At 40.1% G+C, this 5,794-nt stretch carries 6 protein-coding genes; 3 read left to right on the top strand and 3 right to left on the bottom strand.

Annotated elements, in window-relative coordinates:
• Positions 1 to 466 precede the first annotated feature (466 nt).
• Positions 467 to 1,012: an RNA 2',3'-cyclic phosphodiesterase gene (thpR, locus tag A9239_RS11195; protein ID WP_048123528.1), complete on the top strand. Its 546-nt coding sequence runs from the start codon at positions 467 to 469 to the stop codon at positions 1,010 to 1,012.
• 156 nt (positions 1,013 to 1,168) lie between these two features.
• On the opposite strand, the gene A9239_RS20490 is transcribed toward thpR, so the two are convergent.
• Both A9239_RS20490 and A9239_RS11190 read right to left on the bottom strand, forming a co-directional pair.
• Positions 1,169 to 1,378: a hypothetical protein gene (locus A9239_RS20490; protein WP_230628934.1), complete on the bottom strand. Its 210-nt coding sequence runs from the start codon at positions 1,376 to 1,378 to the stop codon at positions 1,169 to 1,171.
• Between the two features lie 14 nt (positions 1,379 to 1,392).
• Positions 1,393 to 2,247: an epoxyqueuosine reductase gene (locus A9239_RS11190; protein WP_230628932.1), complete on the bottom strand. Its 855-nt coding sequence runs from the start codon at positions 2,245 to 2,247 to the stop codon at positions 1,393 to 1,395.
• Positions 2,248 to 2,888: 641 nt separating this feature from the next.
• Here A9239_RS11190 and A9239_RS11185 point away from each other — a divergent pair.
• Together A9239_RS11185 and A9239_RS11180 are read left to right on the top strand one after the other, a co-directional pair.
• Positions 2,889 to 3,893, top strand: coding sequence for a replication factor C small subunit (locus A9239_RS11185; RefSeq protein WP_048121610.1), 1,005 nt, complete (start codon positions 2,889 to 2,891; stop codon positions 3,891 to 3,893).
• Between the two features lie 120 nt (positions 3,894 to 4,013).
• On the top strand, positions 4,014 to 4,520 hold the full coding sequence (locus A9239_RS11180; RefSeq protein ID WP_048121608.1) for a small multi-drug export protein: 507 nt from the start codon (positions 4,014 to 4,016) through the stop codon (positions 4,518 to 4,520).
• 190 nt (positions 4,521 to 4,710) lie between these two features.
• Here A9239_RS11180 and A9239_RS11175 read toward each other — a convergent pair whose 3' ends face one another.
• Complete coding sequence (locus tag A9239_RS11175; RefSeq protein ID WP_011306577.1) at positions 4,711 to 4,920, bottom strand: histone family protein; 210 nt, start codon at positions 4,918 to 4,920, stop codon at positions 4,711 to 4,713.
• Between the last annotated feature and the right edge of the window lie 874 nt (positions 4,921 to 5,794).

The following is a 5,794-nucleotide window of genomic DNA, read 5'->3' as shown; positions in this document are numbered from 1 at the left end:
TGATTTAAAGGTCTTATTTGATTTCTTTTTAGCACTTTTTTATTACTACTAATAATTGTAGAGCAGCCTGTTTAGGGTAGGGTGGCCGCATGCAATTTGATTTTTAGAGTTGTTATTTTTTGAACTAAAATTATTTTCTCAAATCAGGGTTATTATTTTTTAACTTAGCGTTTTTCTCCGAGCAAAAATTCTTTTCCTCAGGTTAACATTGAGACCAAATTTATAAATACTTAAGCTTATTTCATTCTCTGTACTTATCTCTTGTATATTATAATTGCCCTGTAATCCCTTTGATCCGTCTTTTTTCCTTTCTGCTCTTTTGCACTTTGTCTCTTTTATATTTTTTAAAATAATTTTGTGAAGGGTTTACAATTCCTTCAAAAAAGGGATCTAAACTCAGTTTTTCAGACGAAAATTAACAGGAAGATTTTTCTTGTTCGCTTTTCAATTAATATTGGTGAATGCTTTGATCAGGACATTTATAGCAGTGGAATTAGATCCCGGTTTTACGGAGAGAATTCGAGAGCTTCAGGCCAGATTTTCTGGTTTTGATCTGAAATTTGTTGATCCTGAGCTTGTTCACATAACTCTGAAGTTCCTGGGGAACGTGGACGAATCAAGAGTTTCACCTCTTTCCGCAGCTCTCGACTCTATTACATGCGAGCCTTTCGAAGCAAAAGTAGGGGGACTTGGAGTTTTTCCTAAGCCTTCGAATCCCAGAATCCTCTGGCTGGGGGCAGCCGGAAACTTCAAGGTGTTACATGACAACGTAGAAGAGTTACTGGAACCTTTTAAATTCGAAAAAGATGACAGGGAATTTACTGCCCATGCTACTCTTGTCAGGATAAAGTTTCTTAAGAAGGAGCAGAAAACCACGTTCATAAATATAGTAAAGGAATTAAAGGACATCGAAATTGGTACTATGTGGGTAAATAAAGTGCTTTTAAAGAAAAGCACACTGACTCCGAAAGGGCCTATCTATGAAACTCTGCATACCGTGTACATGGACTGATCTGCGTTACATTTCTTTCTTCTTCACTTATTTCTTTCTTCTCCACTTATTTCTTTCTTCTCCTTTTTCTGCCTTCTTTTTTAGACCTTTCTTTCGTGCGGTAGCAGCAAACTTCATATTTGTAATCTTTAGTTAACTTTCCCTGCTCTGGATCGTTTACTCCTCTGGAACTGATTCGTACAGCTTTCTCCTTTCCAAAGGCATGTTCTTGAAATACTCTTTTGCTTCTTCAGGAGATACGGCTCTAAGTGTTCCGTCTGGTTCCTGTATGACCACGCCGCTTTCTGTTAGCATCCTGTATCTGGCTTTCCGGATTTCTTTGTCAGGATGGCAGACAAAGTGACAGTTTGAGCAGGTATATTCCATTCTGTTCCCTGGAATCAGGCATATGAAAAATCCACCTTTGATCTTTGCCTCTTGAGGTACGCTTCTATTGTACCGGGCATAGCAGCGGTAAAATCTTCATCTTTTTTGGGAATCTCAAAGCGAGCCGGAGACCAGGTAGACCACTTTCCCGAAGCATTTAAGCCTGTAAGCCCTCCGCAAACAAGGAAACATCGGCTGTTGCTTCTCCTTTTTCCATAGCTAAACTCCTTTCCTCCAAGATTTACCGTGACCTTCTCAAGCGGGTCAACAAATCCAGAGGAGCAGACTGCAAGGCAGATCTTGCATTCGTCACAATAGTTTTCCTCTTCCGGCAGTGGTTCTGTTGGGATAAGTTCCGCATCAGTAACTACAGATGCCAGGGCAATTGCTGATCCGTATTCCTTTGTAATTATGTTCCCTGAGTACCCGAAATGTCCTATCCCGGAGCGAACTGCCAGGTACCTGTGGGAAATCGGGGGGTGCATATCCAGCAACCAGTTTTCCGAATCCTGCCGGTAAACGAAATTTGCAAGCTGGGGAGTGGCTTTGTACCCGTATTGCTGTAAGAATCCTGCCATTTCCAGGGCTATCCCGTTGGCGAGGGTGGTGGTTCGTACTTTATTGGTTTCAAGGGATTTATGGTCCTCTTTTCTAAAGTAAGGTTCTATAAGGTTCTGGTCAAAAGCAAGGGCAAAAACAATTGCCGATTTTGCTCCTGGCAACACATATGTCAGATCCGTAGATGGGGGACCGCCTGTAAGGGTTTCGGTTGTTGCGATGCCCACTCTAAATGCTCCAAGAGTTAGAGCCATTTCTTTGAGCTCTTCAGTTAGTTTTTCAGTTTTCGATTTTTCACTTTGTTCTTCCATGCTCTACTCCTCTGGCAAATTAAATATAATTGACCTCAATATAATTATGTCAGGCAAATGTTATATCCGTGATCGGCAGTCGAATGTACTAATTCCCTTAAAGTATAGTCCAGTAACTTTTTGAAACAAATTTTCGTATACTTTTTTTAAATTTGGAAAAGTACTATTCTAATACTATACTATTATAATATCATTCAAATAAATATATGCTACAATTAATAGAAAGATCGAGTAGGGTAAAAATTACTAAAATCAGAAAGATCGAGTGGGGTAAAAATTACTATAATTAGAAAGATCGAGTGAGGTAAAAATTACTAAAATGAATAATAGAAGAGTTAGTAAAAGTAATAAAAATAGTAAAATTGTTAATGGCGGCAAAACCAGAAACTTATATAAGTTTGGCTAAGAGAGTAAAAGCGGATCAAGCAGACGAAAATGTTACCGTTTTTCTTTTAACCTTTTCACTTTAGAATTGCCATTTTTCTTCTCTTGTTATTTTTATTTTGCGTTCTATACATTTATATATTGGTTGTATCCTGGCTGTAACGCACAAATTGCATTTTTAAAATGCGGTTAAACATAACAACTCAAAACATTCAAAAGTTTAAATATCATCTTCTCTAAATATGGTGCAAGCATGAATGGAGGACTCTACGATTAAAGAAGAGATCTGGATTGAGAAGTACAGGCCTGTGAGACTGGATCAGGTGGCGGGGCAGGAAGAAACAATAGAACGCTTGAAGTCTTATGTTGCAACGAAAAATCTTCCCCATCTGCTGTTTTCCGGGCCGCCAGGAGTCGGAAAAACCGCTTCTGCCGTCTCGATTGCAAGAGAAATTTTTGGAGAAGACCTGTGGCGTGAAAACTTTACCGAACTTAATGCCTCGGATGAGAGAGGAATTGATGTTGTCCGGACAAAAATCAAAAACTTCGCAAAAACTGCCCCTATGGGAAGAGCCGAATTTAAGATTATCTTCCTGGATGAAGCTGATGCACTAACTTCAGATGCTCAATCTGCACTCAGGCGGACAATGGAACGGTTCAGCAATAACTGCCGGTTTATTTTATCTTGTAATTATTCTTCCAGGATTATTGAGCCTATCCAGTCCCGCTGTGCAGTTTTCAGGTTCAGACGACTTTCCGATGAAGCTATCAGGAAACGCCTTGAGTACATCGCTAAAGACCAGGTTTTGTCTATTACTGAAGACGGATATGAAGCTCTTATTTATATATCCCAGGGAGATATGAGAAAAGCTGTGAATTCTCTCCAGGCTGCCGCTTTCGTTGAGCCGAATAAATCTATATCCAGGGAAACCATTTACAGAACTACCGCAACCGCAAATCCAGAAGATATCAGACACCTGATTGAAACTGCCCTGCGTGGTAATTTCAGGGCTGCTCGAAAGGAATTGAATAGGTTGCTCTACGAAGAGGGGCTTTCCGGAGAAGATATAGTTGGACAGATTTACAGGGCAATCTCCGAAATGGATAACCGGATGATTCTGGATCTTGGGCTCTCTGAAAAACGCATTGTCGAACTCGTGGACATAATAGGTGAGATTGATTTCAGGTTAACTGAAGGAGCAACTGAAAAGATCCAGCTCGAAGCTTTACTCGCGCATTTTGCGCTTTCTAATCCCGATTAAGGGATTTAACGACTCTGAATAAGGCTTCTCTTCATTCCAGGTCTCTCAAGAACGGTTAAAAGGGCTTGAATTCGGCCTTTTTTATATAGGATCATACTAAATTAATAAATCCTGATTACCATGTCTGTTGAAATAACATTAGTAGAAATGTTGGGGTCTGTTCCCCACTGGCTTGCAGTTTTGATTATGGGAGCTATACCTGTCTCCGAACTGAGAGGTGCAATCCCTGTTGCAATGGGCATCTATGGAATGGGTCCCTTCGATGCATTCTTCTTCTCAGTGATTGGGAATCTCCTTCCTGTAATTCCCCTTCTGCTCTTTCTTGAGCCGGTCTCGAACTATCTCAGACGTTACTCGATCTTTGATACTTTCTTCACTTGGCTCTTCTCAAAGACTCGCCGGAAAAATGCCGAGAGTTTTGAAAAATACGGACTCCTCGCTCTAACCATCTTCGTAGCCATACCCCTGCCGGTTACTGGGGCCTGGTCTGGCTGTGCAGCGGCATTTGTCTTCGGGGTCAAGTTCAGGCATGCCTTACCTGCAATTGCTGCAGGGGTGATGATAGCAGGAATTATAGTAACGGGAGTTACTGTAACAGGTATAAGTCTCTTTGATATGTTTCTTTGAGCATAATTTTCCTTCTGCTCAAAGATCTGACCTGTAGAATCCTAACCGTAGTAAATCTGGAAACTGCCACCGCATAATTGAATCTCACGTAAAAATAGGAAAATGCTGGGTACCAGCATTTTATTTTCTCTTTTGTCCCGTAAAGCAAAACGCCACTGATAAATATCATTAAGGGGTGGACAGTCTTAGTTTACAGCATTTCTTTTGCTAATTTTATGTCTTCAGCTTTTACAGTTTTTCTGCCTGCATGTTCTGCAAGTTTTATTGCTTCTCTTGAAATCTCAAGTCCATATTCTTCCAGAATTTCTGTAAGGGCCATTCCCGCACTCTCACTAACTCTATGAGCGCCTGCGGTTCTTATTAAACGCTCAATTGGTGCAAATGGTATTACTTTTGCCATATTATCCTCCAATCTTCTTTATTTGTTAATATATATCCTTATAATTCCTGATTTTGTAATCAGATTATATAAATAACTTTGCTTATATTGGGGTTTTTTACTTCCTTTCAGCTTTTAATAGCTTTTTCTCCTTTATTTCACTTTCCAGAGCTTCATCATTTGTTTTTGTTCATAGCACAAATTCCGCTTTGGGGGCTCATGTCTGTTTTGCTCGCTTCGACCGCTCAAACGGACTGAGTCACCCGAGTTCTTTCTAGAGAACGCAGATAATCGGGAATTTTCTGTGAATTGTGATGTAATCTCAATTTCACTGGTGTCCGGTGAGAGAGTTGCGGCTCTCTAGCAACCGTTGCGCCGGTTGATCACGCCGGTAGGGTTCGGGGATAAGGTCATCAAATCCAAACTTAACCATTGGTGAGGTTTTCATTCTATTTTTTTCAAAAGTTTTGTGCTGCAACTGTTGCGCTAGTTAATCACGACGATTATGTCGTTACTGGTTTTTTCGCTCAAGTCTTTTTTTAAAAGCTTGTGGATCCAGAGGAGTGAATTATGGGTGAGAATAACTGTTTTAATTTATGGTTATTGGGCGGCAGTAAACCCTGTGTAGATTTTTTTCGAAATCTTGATATGAGATTATCCGAATCTACACAGATATGCTTTTACAGGAACTCCTTGGCATTAATGAAGACGTCTATTTTGTAGAGGAAAGCTATCTAGCCCAGAGGACTATTGAGCGTACGCTTGACTATCTTAGGAGTTACGCAGTTGGCTCCTAGCATATTGTTTTTTCCAAACTTTCAAATATTTGAATTAATTTAACGTGTATTGGGGATTCCTTAAGTATTCTGTCACTGCCACTCTTCTAATTTTCATA

Source organism: Methanosarcina sp. A14, assembly GCF_001729375.1.
Classification (GTDB): domain Archaea; phylum Halobacteriota; class Methanosarcinia; order Methanosarcinales; family Methanosarcinaceae; genus Methanosarcina; species Methanosarcina barkeri.
This window is presented reverse-complemented; position numbering and strand designations above follow the sequence as displayed.

Bases quoted from the DNA above. Each gene is read 5' to 3' on its own strand.
- A9239_RS11185 (WP_048121610.1), top strand. From the start codon at position 2,889: ATGGAGGACTCTACGATTAAAGAAGAGATCTGGATTGAGAAGTACAGG.
- A9239_RS20490 (WP_230628934.1), bottom strand. From the start codon at position 1,378: ATGGAATATACCTGCTCAAACTGTCACTTTGTCTGCCATCCTGACAAA.
- A9239_RS11180 (WP_048121608.1), top strand. From the start codon at position 4,014: ATGTCTGTTGAAATAACATTAGTAGAAATGTTGGGGTCTGTTCCCCAC.
- A9239_RS11175 (WP_011306577.1), bottom strand. From the start codon at position 4,920: ATGGCAAAAGTAATACCATTTGCACCAATTGAGCGTTTAATAAGAACC.
- A9239_RS11190 (WP_230628932.1), bottom strand. From the start codon at position 2,247: ATGGAAGAACAAAGTGAAAAATCGAAAACTGAAAAACTAACTGAAGAG.